Below are 16,378 nucleotides of genomic sequence, written 5' to 3'. Positions count from 1 at the left end.
CTTATTGCTTGACCAGATCGCAGCCGCTGTCGGCTGGCTTGATGTAGGCCTCGTCGCCCGGAACGGTGGCCAGCACCTTGTAGTAATCCCAGGGTTGCTTGCTTTCGTCCGGCTTCTTCACCTCCATCAGGTATACGTCGCTGATCAGGCGGCCGTTGGCGCCAACCTTGCCGTTACGGGCGAAAAGGTCGTTTACCGGCATCTCGTGCATGGCCTTGGCGACCGCTTCGGTGTCATCGGTGCCGACCTTGTCGATGGCCTTGAGGTACTGCATCACGCCCGAATAGGTGCCCGCGTGGACCATGTTCGGCATGCGCCCGGTGCGCTCGAAGAAGCGCTTGCCGAATTCACGGGATTGATCGTCACGGTCCCAGTAGAAGCTTTCCGTCAGGGTCAGCCCCTGCGCGGCCTCGAGGCCGAGCCCGTGGACTTCCGACAGGGTGAAGAGCAGCGCTGCCAGGCGCTGACCGCTGGCGACGATGCCGAACTCCGCGGCCTGCTTGATGGCGTTGGCGGTGTCCAGGCCGGCGTTGGCCAGGCCGATGACCTGAGCGCCTGACGACTGGGCCTGGAGCAGGAACGAGGAATAGTCGTTGGTCGCCAGTGGATGGCGCACGGCGCCTTTGATCTCGCCGCCCTTGGCTTTGACGAACTCGCTGGTCTGTTCTTCCAGCGAATAACCGAAGGCGTAATCGGCAGTGAGGAAGTACCAGCTCTTGCCGCCCTGGGATACCAGCGCACCGCCGGTACCGACTGCCAGGGCATGGGTGTCATAGGCCCAGTGGAAGCCATAGGGCGAGCACTGCTTGCCGGTCAGCTCCACCGTGGCCGCACCGGTCACCAGGTCGATCTTCTTTTTTTCCTTGGAGATGCCTTGCACCGCGAGCGCCACGGAGGAGGTGGTCAGCTCCATGATCGAGTCGACCTGCTCGCGGTCGTACCACTGTCGAGCGATGTTGGAGGCGATGTCAGGCTTGTTCTGGTGGTCGGCCGTCACGATTTCGATCGGCGCGCCCTGCACCTTTCCACCGAAGTCCTCGGCCGCCATCTTGGCCGCCTCATAGGACCATTTGCCGCCAAAGTCGGCGTAGACCCCGGACTGGTCGTTGAGGATGCCGATTTTCACCTTGCCATCGGATATCTCGGCGGCTGTCGCGGGTATCGCCGCCGCCGCGCTCAGTGTTGCCGTTGCAATTGCCAGAAGCTTCATCATCGCCTATCTCCTTGCAGGGGTTGACCGCTTACAGGACGGCCCGGGTGGGCTGCCACGACGGGACGGTGTGCGTGGCTAGCGAACGGCAGGTCGACCTGCCGAGCATCACGGCGGTCGAACGCCAACCGGCACTGCACAGGGAAGCAGGTGCCGGGCGTGGACGTATCGATCGCATTGAGGTTGGGGCTAAGGCAGTAACGCGTGTCGCGCCATTGAAGGCGTCTGCCGTCGTGCCGAGGCGGGTGAGTTCGTTCGACGCGGATTGGGTCATTCGGCCTGGCATACGACGCTTCTAATTATTGTTGTCAGAACTAAACGTAGCAGGGGATCGGCCAGACGCAACTGCGCACGAGGGCGCAATTTCGCTGGGTCGGCAGGCAATCTCGACGCAACCCGCGAGCTTGACGCTGCCGTTAAGGTCAACCGATAACGAAACGGCGCAGGTGCCGCTGTCGATCGTTCGAGGCGTCATGATCAGCGCGCGGATCAGCTCGGCAGGCGAGGCCGTCGCCGGCCGATGAGTCGAGCGGTCGAGGCCCTGCTGGTCGGCCGTGCTTTTTTCAATCGGCCTCTGCCGCTATGCTGGCGGGCATTCAAGCAGGAGCGATTGATGAGCAAGGTCAGTGTGCTGGTTGTGGATGACGCGCCCTTCATCCGGGATCTGGTCAAGAAAGGGTTGCGCAGCCACTTCCCCGGCATTCGAATCGAGGACGCCGTGAATGGCCGCAAGGCTCAGCAGATGCTCGATCGCGATAGCTTCGATCTGATTCTCTGCGACTGGGAAATGCCCGAGATGTCCGGCCTCGAGCTGCTGACCTGGTGCCGTGCCCACGACCGGCTCAAGACCACACCCTTCATCATGGTCACCAGCCGCGGTGACAAGGAGAACGTGGTCCAGGCGATCCAGTCCGGGGTGTCCGACTTCATCGGCAAACCCTTCTCCAATGAACAGCTGACCACCAAGGTGCGCAAGGCGCTGGGTCGCGCTGGCAAGCTCGATGCGCTGGCGGCCAGTGCGCCGCCTCGGCCGACCAGCACCGGCATGGCCAATGACTCGCTGGCGGCACTGACCGGCGGCAAGGCCGATGTGATCAAACCCGCGTCCGCTGCACCGACGTCCTCGCCGGCGCCCGGATTCGCTGCGCCGTTGGTTCAGCCAGGTGCGGCCAAGCCGACCGCTGCCAGCGGTGGCCGCGGCCAGGGCCAGCTGCGCCTGGCCAGCGGCACGCAGCCCTGCGTGATCAAGGCGCTGAGCCTCAAGGAAGGACTGTTGGTGGTCAAGCGCGGCGAGAACCTGCCGCAGGTATTGGAAAGCGCCGTGCTCGATCTGGAGCAGGGGGAGGGCGGCGAGGTGGCCCGCCTGAACGGCTATTTGCATGCGGTGGCGGCGCTGGAGCCGAAGCCGGACAGTGAGTGGTTGCAGTTGACGTTCCGATTCGTCGACCGTGATCCACAGAAGCTCGACTACCTGTCGCGGTTGATCGCCCGCGGTACGGCGCAGCGGCATTTCGTGCCAGGTGCCTGATCGGCGCGATTAGCGTCATTGCGCTGTGAACTGACGAGCCGTTCATCCGAAAAGCAGCACCTGGCGGGAACGATTTCACAGGCCGACAGTCGGTGGCTCGCGTATGCCCCGCTGCGCTGCTAGTCTGCAGCGCTCTGAATACATAACCACATGAAGTCTGCCGTTATGTTAGGGCGCATCATTCTGGGGCTCGGGTTGTGCTGGCTGGCGTCGTCCGCCTCGGCCCTGACCATCTACAAATACACCGACGCCAACGGCGTGGTCACCTATAGCGACCAGGCCGCACCGGGCGCGAAGGTGTTCACCTTCAGCGACCGCATGGTCGAGAAGCTCGATACCCAGGTGAAGCTTGAAACCCGCAAACATGCCGGCGGGGAAACCCTCGTGGTGCGCAACGACCTGTTCGCCCCGGTCGACGTCGAGCTCAAGCTGACCGGCGTGCAGAACGCTGTCGGCGCCCCGGACAAGCCGATCCGCTGGGTGCTGCCGCCGCGCAGCCAGATTCGCCTGGCGACGCTGGCGCCGCTGGACCCGAGCAAGCCGCTCAAGTACACGCCCAAGCTGCGCCACGCCCTCGGCGATCCGCGCCTGCTGCCCAAGCCTTACAAGTACCCGCTGCCCTGGCGTGGCGGCCCGTTCCGTCTGACCCAGGGCGCCAACGGCAAGTACAGCCATTTCACCCCGAAAGGCCGATACGCGGCCGACATCGCCATGCCCGAGGGTACGCCGATCATCGCGGCGCGCGGCGGCATGGTGGTCAAGGTCGAAAACGCGCAGAGCGGCCGTGGCAACAACCCGGCCGGCAACTTCGTCCGTGTGCTGCATGACGACGGCACCATGGGTGTCTACCTGCATCTCATGCAGGGTTCGGTCAGCGTTCGGGAGGGCCAGCGCGTCGAGACCGGCAGCCTCTTGGCCCGCTCGGGCAACACTGGCAACAGCACCGGTCCTCACTTGCACTTCGTGGTCCAGCGCAACGTTGGCCTGGCGGTCGAGTCGATTCCCTTCGACTTCTCGCAGCCGGTCAACAGCCTGCCGAATTTCGCGGTTGGCGGCGACTGAACGCTGCTTGACCGCCTGGCTGCGAAGCGCTGATGGGCGGTCGGGCATCAGCGCTGTTCATGCGACATGCGACTTGCTGCTGCGCTCAGTGGCTGATGCCGATGCCGCGCAGGGCGGGGCGATGGCGCCACAGCAGCAGTGCCAGGGTCGCGGCATACAGGCCGATCACCACCAGGCCCACCCACTGGATTTCGAAGGGGGTGAACTTGAACAGCAGCACCAGACTGATCAGCAGGCCGACGTTCAAGGCAATGAAGCGCGGCCGGCCGAGCCTCTCGACGCTGATGCCGAGGTTATCGGTGTACAGCCGTACCAGCGAATCCACCGAGTTGATGACGAAGATCACCCCGACGCCGAGCATGGCGAGCTTGGCGAACTGACCGACCTCGATATCCAGCGTGAAGTAGCCGTAGAGCACCGAGAACCAGATCGCCAGGGGAATGGACGGGATGACCAGCAACGCCAGCAGCAGTTGCCAGGTGCGCAGGCCACCGACGAAGCGCGAGACGAACTGGCCGATCATCACGCTCCAGGCGAACCACCAGAACAGATAGAAAGCGTGGTAGTCACCCAGCGGCAGGATGAAGCCGGGCAGTTCGGCGAAGTAGCCGGTGCCGATCTGCGTTGCCGCCTCGCCGAAGAAGGCCAGGCCGAGATCCGCCGCCCACCACATGCCGACGATCAGCGCGAAGAACAGCCAGGTCGAGCCGACGCTGAGCAGTTTCAGGTAGCGGATGTCGGTGCTCGAATAGACCGCTGCCAGAACGATTGCCGCTACCACCAGGTAGTTCAGGCTGTCGCCGAGCTCGGGCGCGTACCAGGCAATGTTGACCAAGAACAGGTAGGCGGTGAAGGCGCAGGTGGTGACGATCACCACGTTGTTGACGAGCTTCACCGGTCGCAGCTCGAACAGCTTGACCCGCGGCTCGACCACGCAGAAGTAGAAGGTGGTGATGAAATAGAAGGCCCAGATCAGGAAGCCCCAGAAGCCGAACTCCACCGCCAGGGGGTTGGAGAACTGGTAGATGGTTTCCTTGGCGTAGGTGGGAAATTCGGTCAGTGGGAAGATGATCAGGCCCATGTCCAGGCCGGACGTGAACAGAATGGCGAGAAAGGTGAACAGGCCCACTGGCTCCGTTCCGGTACAGCGCAGGTTGCCCCAGCGCATCAGGATCAGCAAGGTGGTCGCGAGCAGGACAATGATCGCGCCCGATAAAATCATATTCATAGGGGCTCCCTCGCGCCGCTCCGGCTCGTCGGCTGCGCCGGGACACCGGGGTCGGCGGGTATTGTATTTATTGGATGGCGCCGTGGTTTTGGCCTTCGGAGTGACGTCGGGGCTGTGTAGGCAGCTGAAGGCCAAGGACCATCCTGGCGTGCTGAGCCGGCTGTCGCTTGTCTGGATGCGTCCTCGAAAATCCTGTGACCGGCCTCCAGGCCAGGCCGGCGTTCAGCGTCTGCCGCGTTCCCGTTGCCCGCGGGAGTCGGCGAGATGCCTGGCCTCCAGGGGCTGCTGGCGATCGTTTAGCCACCTGGGACTGTCTGGCGCGCGCTGTTGCGGGCAATGAAGAAATGAGCGAAGGGGCGTTCGCGCGGGTGAAAAACCGTCAGCTGGGCGTGTTCAACCGACGGGCACGGCCTTGAGCGACCGCATCGAGCCGTCTGCGACTACGCGCAGCGGCGCAGGGATGGCGGGAGCGGCCCGGAGGGCCGCCCGAAGAAACACAGAAAGGGCTCAGGCCAGCGAGCCCAGGCTATAGCGGTGCAGCCTCATGATCCAGGCGCAGCACCTTGGCCAGCACGATCTTGGGGCCGCGCATTTTCTTGATGACGATCTGCAGGTCGTCGACCCGTAGCACTTCGTTCTCTTCCGGAACGCGTTTGAGGCTCTCATAGATCAGGCCGGCCAGGGTGTCGGCCTCGATGTGGTCGAGGTCAACGCTCAACAGCCGTTCGACCTTGTACAGCGGGGTGTCGCCGCGGACCAGCAGCTTGCCCGGCTGATAGGCGAGGATGCCGCGCTCGGTCTTGCGGTGCTCGTCCTGGATATCGCCGACCAGCACTTCAAGCACGTCTTCCATGGTCAGGAAGCCCACCACCTTGTGATCGCCTTCTTCCACCAGCACGAAATGCGCGCCGCCCTGGCGCAGCTGCTCGAGCAGCGTGCTCAGCGGCAGATGTCGCGACACCCGATCCAGCGGCCGCAACAGCGCGGTGATATCGAAATGCTGTGCAAGCTGCTCGTCACCCGCCAGTGCCAGCAGCAGGTCCTTGATGTGCAGCAGGCCGATGTAGTCGCCCTGTTCGCTGTCGTAGACCGGGTAACGGCTGTACTTGTGGCGGCGGATCAGCTCGAGGATCTCCGCCAGTGAGGCGTCATGGTCCAATTGCAGCAGGTCTTCACGCGAGTTGGCCCAGTCGGCCACCTCCAGCTCGCTCATCTCCACGGCGGACGCCAGCACCTTGATGTCCTGGTTGGCCGGGTCCAGCGCACGGTTCGAATGCAGAATCAGCTTCAGCTCGTCGCGGCTGTAGTGGTGCTCGTGATGGCTGCCCGGCTCGCCCTGGCCGGCGATGCGCAAAATGGCGTTGGCGCTGGCGTTGAGCAGGTAGATGGCTGGATACATCGCCCAGTAGAACAGGTACAGCGGCACGGCCGTCCACAGCGACAGCAGCTCGGGCTTGCGGATTGCCCAGGACTTGGGCGCGAGCTCGCCGACGACGATATGCAGGTAGGAAATGATGAAGAACGCGGTAAAGAAGGCGATGCCATGCACGATCGCGGGCGACTCGACGCCGATGGCGGCCAGCAGCGGCTCGAGCAAGTGGGCGAAGGCCGGCTCGCCGACCCAGCCCAGGCCCAGTGACGCCAGGGTGATACCCAGCTGGCAAGCCGACAGGTAGGCGTCGAGTTGGTGGTGCACCCGGCGCAGGATATGCCCGCGCCAGCCGTGCTCCTTGGCGATAGCCTCGACCTTGGTCGCGCGCAGCTTGACCATGGCGAACTCGGCGGCGACGAAGAAGCCGTTGAGCAGGACCAGGAACAGCGCAAAGAGAATCAGGCCGAAATCGGCGAAATAGGAAGAAGCGGCGTAGCTCGGGGATAACGCAGGGGAAGGGTCCATTGAGGTATCGGGTAGTCGATGAGGCCCCAAGGATGGGGCCGCTCGGGGGTTATTTCAAGGCGCCGCCTGGCGGTAGGGCGCCGAGCGGTCGTGGCTGGATCATTTCACCGTCGCTTGCGACAACGGAAAGTGGCAGGTGAAGGTGCTGCCCTTGCCAGGGGTGCTGTTGACGTCGAGGCGGCCTTCGTGGCGCAGCAGCACGTGCTTGACGATGGCCAGGCCGAGCCCGGTCCCGCCGGTGTTGCTGGCGCGGCTGGAGTCGACCCGGTAGAAGCGCTCGGTCAGGCGCGGCAAGTGCTTGGATTCGATGCCAATCCCCGAATCCTGCACCGCCAGATGCGCGCCGTGCTCGTTGCACCACCAGCGGATCTGGATCTCGCCGTTGTCCGGGGTGTATTTCACGGCATTGAACACGAGGTTGGAAAAGGCGCTGCGCAGCTCGCTCTCGCTGCCCTTGAGCAACAGCGTCGGGTCGGCCTCGACGTTGATGTGATGGTTGCGCTCGGCGGAAAGCGCCTGGGCATCGCTCTTGATCGACTGCAACAGGGCGGCCACGTTGACCGGTGGGGTGTTGGTCGGCGGGCTGGTGGCCTCGAGTTTCGCCAGCAGCAACAGATCGTTGAGCAAATGCTGCATGCGCCCGGCTTGCTGGTTCATCTGATGCAGTGCCCGTGGCCAGCGCGGGGGCATCTGCTCGGTGTGCTCGAGCATGGTTTCCAGGTACCCGGCGATCACCGTCAGCGGCGTGCGCAACTCGTGCGAGACGTTCGCCACGAAATCCTTGCGCATCTGCTCGAGCTGATGGAGTCGGGTGATGTCACGCACCACCATCAAGTGTTCGCTGTTGCCGTAGCGGGTGATGGTGACCTGCAACCAGAGGCGATCATTGACCGGTGAGGACAGTTCCAGCGGCTCGTCGTGGCGGCCGTTGTCGAAGTACTCCTTGAAGCTGGGATGCCGCACCAGGTTGGTCACCGGGTGGCCGGTATCCTGCGGCTTCTTCAGGCCGAGCAGGCGCTCGGCAGCCGGGTTCCACCACTCCAGATTGCCATCGCTGTCGAGCATCACCACGGCGTCCTTCAGCGCCGTGGTCGAGCCCTGGACGCGATCGATCACCGCCTGCAGCTGGCCGCGCTGGCGGATATCGCGGCGCTGCATCTGGTACAGGTTGTCGAAGATGTCGCCCCAAAGGCCATGGCCGTCCGGCGGTGGCTCGTCCGGCTGGCTGCGCTTGAGCCAGCGCTGCAGGCGGCGCATCTGTTGAAGCGTCCAGGCCAGGTAGCCGGCCAGACCCACCGCCAATGCCCAGCCGTACTGACCGGAGATCAGCCCGACCAGCAGGCAGCCGGCCAACAACAGAAGCAGCTGGCGCACCAGAGCGCCTTGCCAGTCTTGGTTCACCGCGTGTGCTCCTCTAGGCAGCCTGGGCTGGCCGGTTCAATGCTCGGCGACGCTGGCTGAAGTTCGGTCCCTGAACGGTCGCGGCACGCGCCCGGTTGCCGCGTATGCCGACCGGATGCGGTTTCGTCAGCTCTTGGTGGAAAAACGATAGCCCGTGCCCCGTACGGTCTGCACCAGGTTCTCATAGGTCTCGCCCAGCGCCTTGCGCAGGCGGCGGATGTGCACGTCCACGGTGCGTTCCTCGACGTAGACATTGCCGCCCCAGACCTGGTCGAGCAACTGGCCGCGGGTGTAGGCGCGCTCCTGGTGGGTCATGAAGAACTGCAACAGCCGGTATTCGGTCGGGCCCATGTCGGCCGGCGTGCCGTCGATGGTGACGCGATGGCTGATGGGGTCGAGCAGCAGGCCACCGATCTCGATCGGCGTTTCGTTGTCGCTCGGCGCCGCGCGACGGAGCACGGCCTTGAGCCGCGCCACCAGTTCACGCGGTGAGAAGGGCTTGGTGATGTAGTCGTCGGCGCCCACTTCCAGGCCCTGGATCTTGTTGTCCTCGGCATCCTTGGCGGTGAGCATGATGATGGGCGTACTGGCCGTCATCTCGTCGCGCTTCAAGCGCCTCGCCAGCTCGATGCCGGAGGTGCCTGGCAGCATCCAGTCGAGCAGGATCAGGTCGGGTTGACGATCGATGATCAGCGCATGGGCCTGCTGGATGTTTTCCGCCTCGAGGCACTCGTAGCCAGCCATCTCCAGCGCCACCACGATCATCTCGCGAATCGGCGCTTCGTCATCGACGATCAGTATGCATTTGCCGTTCATGTCCGCTCTCGGTCCGTTTCTTGTCGCTCGGCATTAGATAACGGAAATGTTGCAGGGATGTGACAAAAAAGGCATCGCGCGCTTCGTGGGAATCGAGCCGAAGCGCTCTAGCTCGCCTTTGTCGCGTAATCCATCACGATTCCCGCCAGAATCGCCAGGCCGGCCCAGTGGTTATGCAGGAAGGCCTTGAAGCAGACCTGGGGCTTGCGCGAGCGCGTCTTCCAGAATTCCCAGGCGAAGCAGGCGGCGGCAATGGTCAGGCCGAGGTGGAACCACTGGCCCAGCTCGAACCGCACGCCCGCCAGGATCAGGCAGAACAGGGCGAGGCCCTGGAGCGTGGCGATGATCACCCGATCGGCTTCGCCGAACAGGATGGCGGTGGATTTGATGCCTATCTTCAGATCGTCCTCGCGGTCGGCCATCGCGTAGTAGGTGTCGTAGCCGACCGTCCACACCACGTTGGCGATGAACAGCAGCCAGGCTTCGGGCGGCAGCTCGCCGCGTTCGGCGGTGAAGGCCATCGGAATGCCCCAGGAGAAGGCGGCGCCCAGCACCACCTGCGGGTAATAGGTGTAGCGCTTCATGAAGGGATAGAGCGAGGCGACGCCCAGCGCGCCGAACGACAGCCAGATGGTCGTGGCATTGGTCAGCAGCACCAGGCCGAAGCTCAGCGCGACCAAGACGGCGAAGAGGATCCAGGCTTCCTTCGCGGTGATTTTGCCGGTCGCCAGCGGACGGCCCTTGGTACGCGAGACGTGGCCGTCGAAGTTGCGGTCGGCGAAGTCGTTGATCACGCAGCCGGCGGCGCGCATGAGGATCACGCCCAGCACGAAGATGAGAATGTTCTTCACGCTCGGCGAGCCCTCGCCGGCAATCCACAGCGCCCAGAGCGTTGGCCAGAGCAACAGATAGGTGCCGATCGGGCGATCCAGGCGCATCAGCTGGATGAAGTCCCAGGCGCGCGGGTGCAGGCGATTGCTCGATTGCAGAAGCTTCTGATACACGGCGGTCTCCGATCGATTGAGGGCGTGGGGGCAGTCTCTGCCGGGCTCAGGCCGCGATCCGTGCGGCGTGCCACAGCGCCGGCAGAAAGACCTCGGCGACCAGCACCCGCAAGTCGCCCTGGCTGAAGCAGGAGCGGCGGGCCCAGAGGCCGGTCTGTCTGACCAGCGGCGGTAGCCAGTCAGCCGGGTAATGGCGCGCTTCCAGCGGGCCGCGGGCGAACGCCGGATCGCTGAACAGCAGCTCGCCCAGCGAGCGGCTGCCCAGGTGCGGCAGGTCCAGCCCGGACTGCTCGAGCACGCGGCGCGCCGCGACGCTGCGAGCGAACACCCAGGGTTGCTCGTGGCCGCGAAGATAGACCTCGCGCACCCAACCCTCGCTGCCCGCGACCACACCCAGCGCGGCGCATTCGTCGTCGCGCAGCACCTGCCAGCCTTCGACCAGTGGCGTCACGCTGAAGGCGCCGTCGGCCAGGTCGGTCAGGCGATGCGTCAGCGAACCGCGGTCGGTATAGAGCCAGTCATGCACATCGGCAGGTAGCGGCGAAGCGAGGCGGTCGGCGAGCGACCAGGTTTGAAAATCGGACACGGCAGTCAAGGGCGGCAAAAAAGAAGCCGCGAGTCTAGCACGCGCCCCGACACCCGCCTCAAACCGCCTGCGGAGGCCACGTTACGCCCGACCGCGTGGCGCGTGCAGGTCCAGCCCATCCTCTCGGGGACTGCCGCTCCTGCTACGCCCAGCCCTCCAGTCGCATCGTCGCGCGCACCAGGCGCTGTTCCTCCAGTTCGATCTCCTTGAGGTTGTCACGAATGCTGTGGATGTGGTCGCGGGCGGCGCGCTGCGCCTGGTCCGGCAGGCGTTCGGTGATGGCGTGAAACAGCCGCGAGTGCTGGCGGTCGATCTGCCGCTTCTGTATCGGCCGGTGGTAGAGGTTGTTCACCGAGGCGAAAACGGTGGAGAGCATCAGGTCGGTCAGCGACTGCAGCGTGTGCACCAGCACCGGATTGTGCGAGGCCTCGCTGACGGCCAGGTGGAAGGCATGGTCGAGGCGTGCATGCTCACGCGGGTCGGCCTCCTCGGCGGTATGCGCGGCGAGCATTTCTTCATAACGCCGGCGCAGCAGGATGAAGTCGGCCTCGGTGCCGCGCAGCGCGGCCAGCCTGGCCGATTCGCCTTCGAGCAGGGCGCGCACTTCGAGCAGGTCGTAGAGCGTGCGCGGCTGCGAATTGAACAGGTGCATCAGCGGGCTGGCATCCTGCTCGCCGGAGAGCTTCGCCACGTGCGAGCCGCGTCCCTGCGCGGTCTCGATGATGCCGCGGCCGCGCAGCACGCGCAGCCCTTCGCGCAGGGCGGAACGCGAGATGCCGAGCTTCTCGCACAGGCGCCGTTCCGATGGCAGCGCCTGGCCGACCTTGAGGACGCCGTCGACGATCAGGCGCTCGATGCGCTCGGCGACGACGTCGGCCAACTGGCGCCGTTCCGGGGTGTTTTCAATCAGCATGGAGGTGTCCTCTACTGGTAGGACCAGTTTGGGCAGATGTTACCTCAAGCAGCGAGCAAGCGGCCAAACCCCCTGATATTAGGCGCTGTGGCAAAAAGCGCCTGAAAGGCTCCTGAAAGAAACTGGTAGGACCAGTGCCGTCGAGTATGGACTGTCGCGGGTGCGTGGGCGGATCATGCGACAAACCACCGCAGCGGGCCGTGCGCGCGGTGAATCATCAAGAGCACCGACTGCCATGAATATCCTCTACGACGAACGCGTCGACGGTGAGCTGCCCAAGGTCGACAAGGCCGCGTTGCTGGCCGAGTTGCAGGCGCAGCTGCCGGGCATGGACATCCTCCATCGAGGCGAAGACCTCAAGCCCTATGAGTGCGACGGCCTGTCCGCCTACCGCACCACGCCGATGCTGGTGGTACTGCCAGAGCGCGTCGAACAGGTCGAAACCCTGCTGAAGATTGCCCACAAGCGTGGCGTGCCGGTGGTGGCGCGCGGTGCAGGCACCGGACTTTCCGGCGGTGCGCTGCCGCTGGAGCAGGGCATCCTGCTGGTGATGGCGCGCTTCAACAAGATTCTCGAAGTCGACCCGGCCGGTCGCTTCGCCCGCGTTCAGCCCGGCGTGCGCAACCTGGCGATTTCCCAGGCGGCGGCGCCCTATGACCTCTACTACGCACCCGATCCGTCCTCGCAGATCGCCTGCTCCATCGGCGGCAACGTCGCCGAGAACGCCGGCGGCGTGCACTGCCTGAAATACGGCCTGACCGTGCACAACCTGCTGAAGGTGGACATCCTCACCGTCGAGGGCGAGCGCATGGTGCTCGGATCCGACGCGCTGGATTCGCCGGGCTTCGACCTGCTGGCGCTGTTCACCGGTTCCGAAGGCATGCTCGGCATCGTGACCGAAGTGACGGTCAAACTGCTGCCCAAGCCGCAGGTGGCCAAGGTGCTGCTGGCGGCGTTCGATTCGGTGGAAAAGGCCGGCCGTGCGGTGGGCGATATCATCGCCGCCGGCATCATTCCCGGCGGCCTGGAGATGATGGACAACCTGTCGATCCGCGCCGCCGAAGACTTCATCCGTGCCGGCTACCCGGTGGACGCCGAGGCGATCCTGCTCTGCGAGCTGGATGGCGTCGAAGCGGACGTGCACGACGACTGCGCCCGTGTGGGCGAAGTGCTCAAGTTGGCCGGCGCCACCGAGGTACGGCTGGCGAAGGACGAGGCCGAGCGCGTCAAGTTCTGGGCCGGTCGCAAGAACGCCTTCCCGGCGGTCGGGCGCATCTCGCCGGACTACTACTGCATGGACGGCACCATTCCGCGCCGCGAGTTGCCAGGTGTGCTCAAGGGCATCAGCGATCTGTCGGACGAGTACGGCCTGCGCGTGGCCAACGTGTTCCATGCCGGCGACGGCAACATGCACCCGTTGATCCTCTTCGATGCCAACACCGAAGGCGAGCTGGAACGCGCCGAGGCGCTGGGCGGCAAGATTCTCGAGCTCTGCGTCAAGGTCGGTGGCTCGATCACCGGCGAGCACGGCGTCGGTCGCGAGAAGATCAACCAGATGTGTTCGCAGTTCAACGCCGACGAGCTGACCCTGTTCCATGCCGTGAAGGCGGCCTTCGACCCCAGCGGCCTGCTCAATCCCGGCAAGAACATCCCGACGCTGCACCGCTGCGCCGAATTCGGCGGCATGCACGTGCATGGCGGGCAGTTGCCCTTCCCTGAACTGGAGCGCTTCTGATGACGGTTTCCTTCGACGACAGCCAGCAGCTGCTCGATCAGGTCAACCAGGCGTTGGCCAGCAACACCCCGCTGCGTATCCAGGGCGGCGGCAGCAAGGCGTTTCTCGGTCGTGAAGTCCAGGGCACGCCGCTCGACACCCGCGCCCATCGCGGCATCGTCAGCTACGACCCGACCGAGCTGGTGATCAGCGTTCGCGCCGGCACACCGTTGGCCGAACTGGAAGCCGCGCTGGACGAGGCCAACCAGATGCTGCCGTGCGAGCCACCGCACCTGGGCGAAGGTGCCACCGTGGGCGGCATGATCGCGACCGGCCTGTCCGGCCCGCGGCGCCCCTGGAGTGGCTCGGTGCGCGACTTCGTGCTGGGCTCGCGGATCATCACCGGCCACGGCAAGCACCTGCGTTTCGGCGGCGAGGTGATGAAAAACGTCGCTGGCTACGACCTGTCGCGCCTGATGGCCGGCAGCTTCGGCTGCCTCGGCCTGCTCACCGAAGTCTCGCTCAAGGTACTGCCCAAGCCGCGCCTGTCGCGCAGCCTGCGGGTGGACATGCCGGTCGATCGCGCGCTGCTCGAGCTGGCCGAATGGGGCCAGCAACCGGTGCCGATCACCGCAGCGAGCCATGACGGCCAGGCGCTGCATCTGCGCCTGGAAGGTGGTGAAGGTTCGGTCAATGCCGCCTGCGACCGTATCGGTGGCGAAGCGCTGGAGGCCGGCTACTGGAACCAACTGCGCGAACAGCGCCTGGGCTTCTTCAGCGACGCGCGCCCGCTGTGGCGCCTCTCGTTGCCCACCAATACTCCGGAGCTGGCGTTGCCCGGTGAGCAACTGATCGACTGGGCCGGCGCCCAGCGTTGGCTGAAATCCGATGCCGACGCACAGACCATTCGCACCATCGTCAGCGAAGTGGGCGGCCATGCCACCTGTTTTACCGCTGGCGCCACGGCGAGCCCGTTCCAGCCGTTGGCCGAGCCGTTGCTGCGCTATCACCGCCAGCTGAAGGCCGCGCTCGACCCGCAGGGGATCTTCAACCCCGGCCGCATGTATTCCGAGGTTTAAGCCGTGCAAACCAATCTGAGTGAACAAGCCAAACTTCACCCGCGTGCCGAGGAAGCCGAGAGCATCCTGCGCTCCTGCGTGCACTGCGGTTTCTGCAACGCCACCTGCCCGACCTATCAGCTGCTCGGCGACGAGCTGGATGGCCCGCGTGGGCGTATCTACCTGATGAAGCAGATGCTCGAAGGCGGCGAAGTCACCGAGGCCACGCAGACTCACCTGGATCGCTGCCTGACCTGCCGCAACTGCGAAACCACCTGCCCATCCGGCGTGCAGTATCACAACCTGCTGGATATCGGCCGCGACTTCATGGAGCAGCAGGTGCCGCGCTCGACGGGCGAACGTCTGCTGCGCACCGGCCTGCGCACGGTGATTCCGCGCCCCGGGCTGTTCAAGGCCCTGTTGGGTGCCGGCAACACGCTGCGTCCGCTGATGCCTGCCACGCTCAAGGCGCACATGCCGCGCCAGGTCACCCAGGCCAAGCCACGGCCGCAGACCGTGCATGCGCGTCGGGTGCTGATTCTCGAGGGCTGCGTGCAGCCGAGCCTGTCGCCCAACACCAATGCCGCCACGGCGCGGGTACTCGATCGCCTGGGTATCAGCGTGATAACCGCGCGTGAAGCGGGTTGCTGCGGCGCCGTGGACTATCACCTCAATGCCCAGGAAGCCGGTCTCGACCGCGCCCGTCGCAACATCGACGCCTGGTGGCCAGCCATCGAAGGCGGCGCCGAAGCCATCGTGCAGACGGCCAGCGGTTGCGGCGCCTTCATCAAGGACTACGGACACCTGCTGCGGAACGACCCGGCCTATGCGACCAAGGCCGCGCGGGTCAGCGCGCTGGCCAAGGATCTGGTGGAGGTGATGCGCAGCGCCGAGCTGGAACGACTGAAGGTCGAGACCGACAAGCGCATGGCCTTTCATTGCCCTTGCACCCTGCAGCACGCACAGAAGCTCGGCGGCGCGGTCGAAGACGTGCTCACCCGGCTCGGCTTCCACCTCACCGCGGTGCCGGATGCGCATCTGTGCTGCGGATCGGCGGGCAGCTATTCGATCACCCAGCCGGAGATCTCCCATCAGCTGCGCGACAACAAGCTCAACGCGCTGGAAAGCGGCCAGCCGGAAGTGATCGTCACCGCCAACATCGGTTGTCAGACACACCTCGACGGTGCCGGCCGCACGCCGGTGCGGCACTGGATCGAGATTGTCGAGGAGGCGATGGGGTGACCCGACCACCCCTCACCCCGGCCCTCTCCCCAGAGGGGCGAGGGAGCAAGGCGGCGCGTGCGCGCATTCGGCGTGGTGCTGGCCACGGCACGGCGCAACCATCCCCTCTCCCCGCTGGGGAGAGGGTTAGGGTGAGGGGAAAGCGGCCCACACCGAGTGCCAGGCCGCACACCGGAGCGGCTCTGGAACATGAACTCCAGGCTTACCGGAGCAAGGACCGCAGTTAAACGATGCATCAAATGGCGAGCAGGCTCGCTGCAACACAAGTACGCGCCGTGACGCACATCGAATCGACAGGAGAAACCATGAAAACCAAAGCCATGCTGACCCAGACCGAAGTGACCACCATCCTGGCCGCCGCGCGCAGCGAAGCGCAGAACAACGGCTGGGCCGTGACCATCGTGGTCGCTGACGACGGCGGCCACCCGCTGGCGCTGGAACGTCTGGACGGCTGTGCGCCGATCGCCTCCTACATCGCCACCGAAAAGGCGCGCAGCGCCGCGGTGGGTCGTCGCGAGACCAAGGGCTACGAAGACATGGTCAACGGCGGGCGCAACGCTTTTCTGTCCGCCCCGGTGGTCTGCTCGCTGGAAGGTGGCGTGCCGGTGATCGTCGACGGGCAGGTGATTGGTTCGGTCGGTGTCTCCGGTGTGACCGCCGCTCAGGATGCACAGGTCGCCAAGGCCGGCGTTGCCGCTGTCGCCAACTGATTCGGAGAA

14 protein-coding genes are annotated in these 16,378 nt (G+C 65.0%); 6 read left to right on the top strand and 8 right to left on the bottom strand.

Features of this window, described 5'->3' with window-relative positions:
- Position 1 precedes the first annotated feature (1 nt).
- The gene (locus KVO92_RS20925) at positions 2-1,210 is read right to left on the bottom strand and encodes an ABC transporter substrate-binding protein (protein ID WP_217477626.1); all 1,209 of its coding nucleotides are present in this window, start codon (positions 1,208-1,210) and stop codon (positions 2-4) included.
- A 613-nt stretch (positions 1,211-1,823) separates the two neighbouring features.
- Here KVO92_RS20925 and KVO92_RS20920 point away from each other — a divergent pair.
- Both KVO92_RS20920 and KVO92_RS20915 read left to right on the top strand, forming a co-directional pair.
- Complete coding sequence (locus tag KVO92_RS20920; protein WP_217477506.1) at positions 1,824-2,738, top strand: response regulator; 915 nt, start codon at positions 1,824-1,826, stop codon at positions 2,736-2,738.
- Between the two features lie 165 nt (positions 2,739-2,903).
- Complete coding sequence (locus KVO92_RS20915) at positions 2,904-3,800, top strand: peptidoglycan DD-metalloendopeptidase family protein (RefSeq protein WP_217477625.1); 897 nt, start codon at positions 2,904-2,906, stop codon at positions 3,798-3,800.
- An 85-nt stretch (positions 3,801-3,885) separates the two neighbouring features.
- Here the strand turns inward: KVO92_RS20915 and KVO92_RS20910 are convergent, their stop codons facing one another.
- The 7 genes from KVO92_RS20910 to glcC all read right to left on the bottom strand — a co-directional run bounded on the left by KVO92_RS20910 (position 3,886) and on the right by glcC (position 11,645).
- Complete coding sequence (locus KVO92_RS20910; RefSeq protein ID WP_217477505.1) at positions 3,886-5,028, bottom strand: BCCT family transporter; 1,143 nt, start codon at positions 5,026-5,028, stop codon at positions 3,886-3,888.
- Positions 5,029-5,554: 526 nt separating this feature from the next.
- Positions 5,555-6,925, bottom strand: a complete 1,371-nt coding sequence (locus KVO92_RS20905; protein ID WP_217477504.1) for a hemolysin family protein — start codon at positions 6,923-6,925, stop codon at positions 5,555-5,557.
- A 99-nt stretch (positions 6,926-7,024) separates the two neighbouring features.
- Positions 7,025-8,326 carry a phosphate regulon sensor histidine kinase PhoR gene (phoR, locus tag KVO92_RS20900; RefSeq protein WP_217477503.1) on the bottom strand — a complete coding sequence of 434 codons (1,302 nt, stop codon included), beginning with the start codon at positions 8,324-8,326 and terminating at the stop codon, positions 7,025-7,027.
- Positions 8,327-8,452: 126 nt separating this feature from the next.
- A complete protein-coding gene (gene phoB, locus KVO92_RS20895) occupies positions 8,453-9,142 on the bottom strand; it encodes a phosphate regulon transcriptional regulator PhoB (protein WP_217477502.1) in 690 nt (229 codons plus the stop codon).
- Positions 9,143-9,249: 107 nt separating this feature from the next.
- Positions 9,250-10,146: a 4-hydroxybenzoate octaprenyltransferase gene (ubiA, locus tag KVO92_RS20890; protein ID WP_217477501.1), complete on the bottom strand. Its 897-nt coding sequence runs from the start codon at positions 10,144-10,146 to the stop codon at positions 9,250-9,252.
- A 46-nt stretch (positions 10,147-10,192) separates the two neighbouring features.
- Complete coding sequence (locus tag KVO92_RS20885) at positions 10,193-10,732, bottom strand: chorismate--pyruvate lyase family protein (RefSeq protein ID WP_217477500.1); 540 nt, start codon at positions 10,730-10,732, stop codon at positions 10,193-10,195.
- Positions 10,733-10,874: 142 nt separating this feature from the next.
- Positions 10,875-11,645 (bottom strand): transcriptional regulator GlcC, encoded by a 771-nt coding sequence (gene glcC / locus KVO92_RS20880; protein ID WP_217477499.1) that lies wholly within the window; start codon positions 11,643-11,645, stop codon positions 10,875-10,877.
- A 235-nt stretch (positions 11,646-11,880) separates the two neighbouring features.
- On the opposite strand from glcC, the gene glcD reads away from it, so the two are divergent.
- The 4 genes from glcD (at position 11,881) to KVO92_RS20860 (ending at position 16,369) form a co-directional block, all read left to right on the top strand.
- The gene (gene glcD, locus KVO92_RS20875; RefSeq protein ID WP_217477498.1) at positions 11,881-13,380 is read left to right on the top strand and encodes a glycolate oxidase subunit GlcD; all 1,500 of its coding nucleotides are present in this window, start codon (positions 11,881-11,883) and stop codon (positions 13,378-13,380) included.
- Positions 13,380-14,438, top strand: a complete 1,059-nt coding sequence (gene glcE, locus KVO92_RS20870; protein WP_217477497.1) for a glycolate oxidase subunit GlcE — start codon at positions 13,380-13,382, stop codon at positions 14,436-14,438. Before glcD ends, glcE begins: the two co-directional genes overlap by 1 nt.
- Positions 14,439-14,441: 3 nt before the next feature.
- On the top strand, positions 14,442-15,659 hold the full coding sequence (gene glcF / locus KVO92_RS20865) for a glycolate oxidase subunit GlcF (RefSeq protein ID WP_217477496.1): 1,218 nt from the start codon (positions 14,442-14,444) through the stop codon (positions 15,657-15,659).
- A gap of 305 nt (positions 15,660-15,964) precedes the next feature.
- Positions 15,965-16,369, top strand: a complete 405-nt coding sequence (locus KVO92_RS20860; RefSeq protein ID WP_019341182.1) for a heme-binding protein — start codon at positions 15,965-15,967, stop codon at positions 16,367-16,369.
- Positions 16,370-16,378: the final 9 nt, after the last annotated feature.

Source organism: Stutzerimonas stutzeri (genome assembly GCF_019090095.1).
Classification (GTDB): Bacteria; Pseudomonadota; Gammaproteobacteria; order Pseudomonadales; family Pseudomonadaceae; genus Stutzerimonas; species Stutzerimonas stutzeri_AN.
This window is presented reverse-complemented; position numbering and strand designations above follow the sequence as displayed.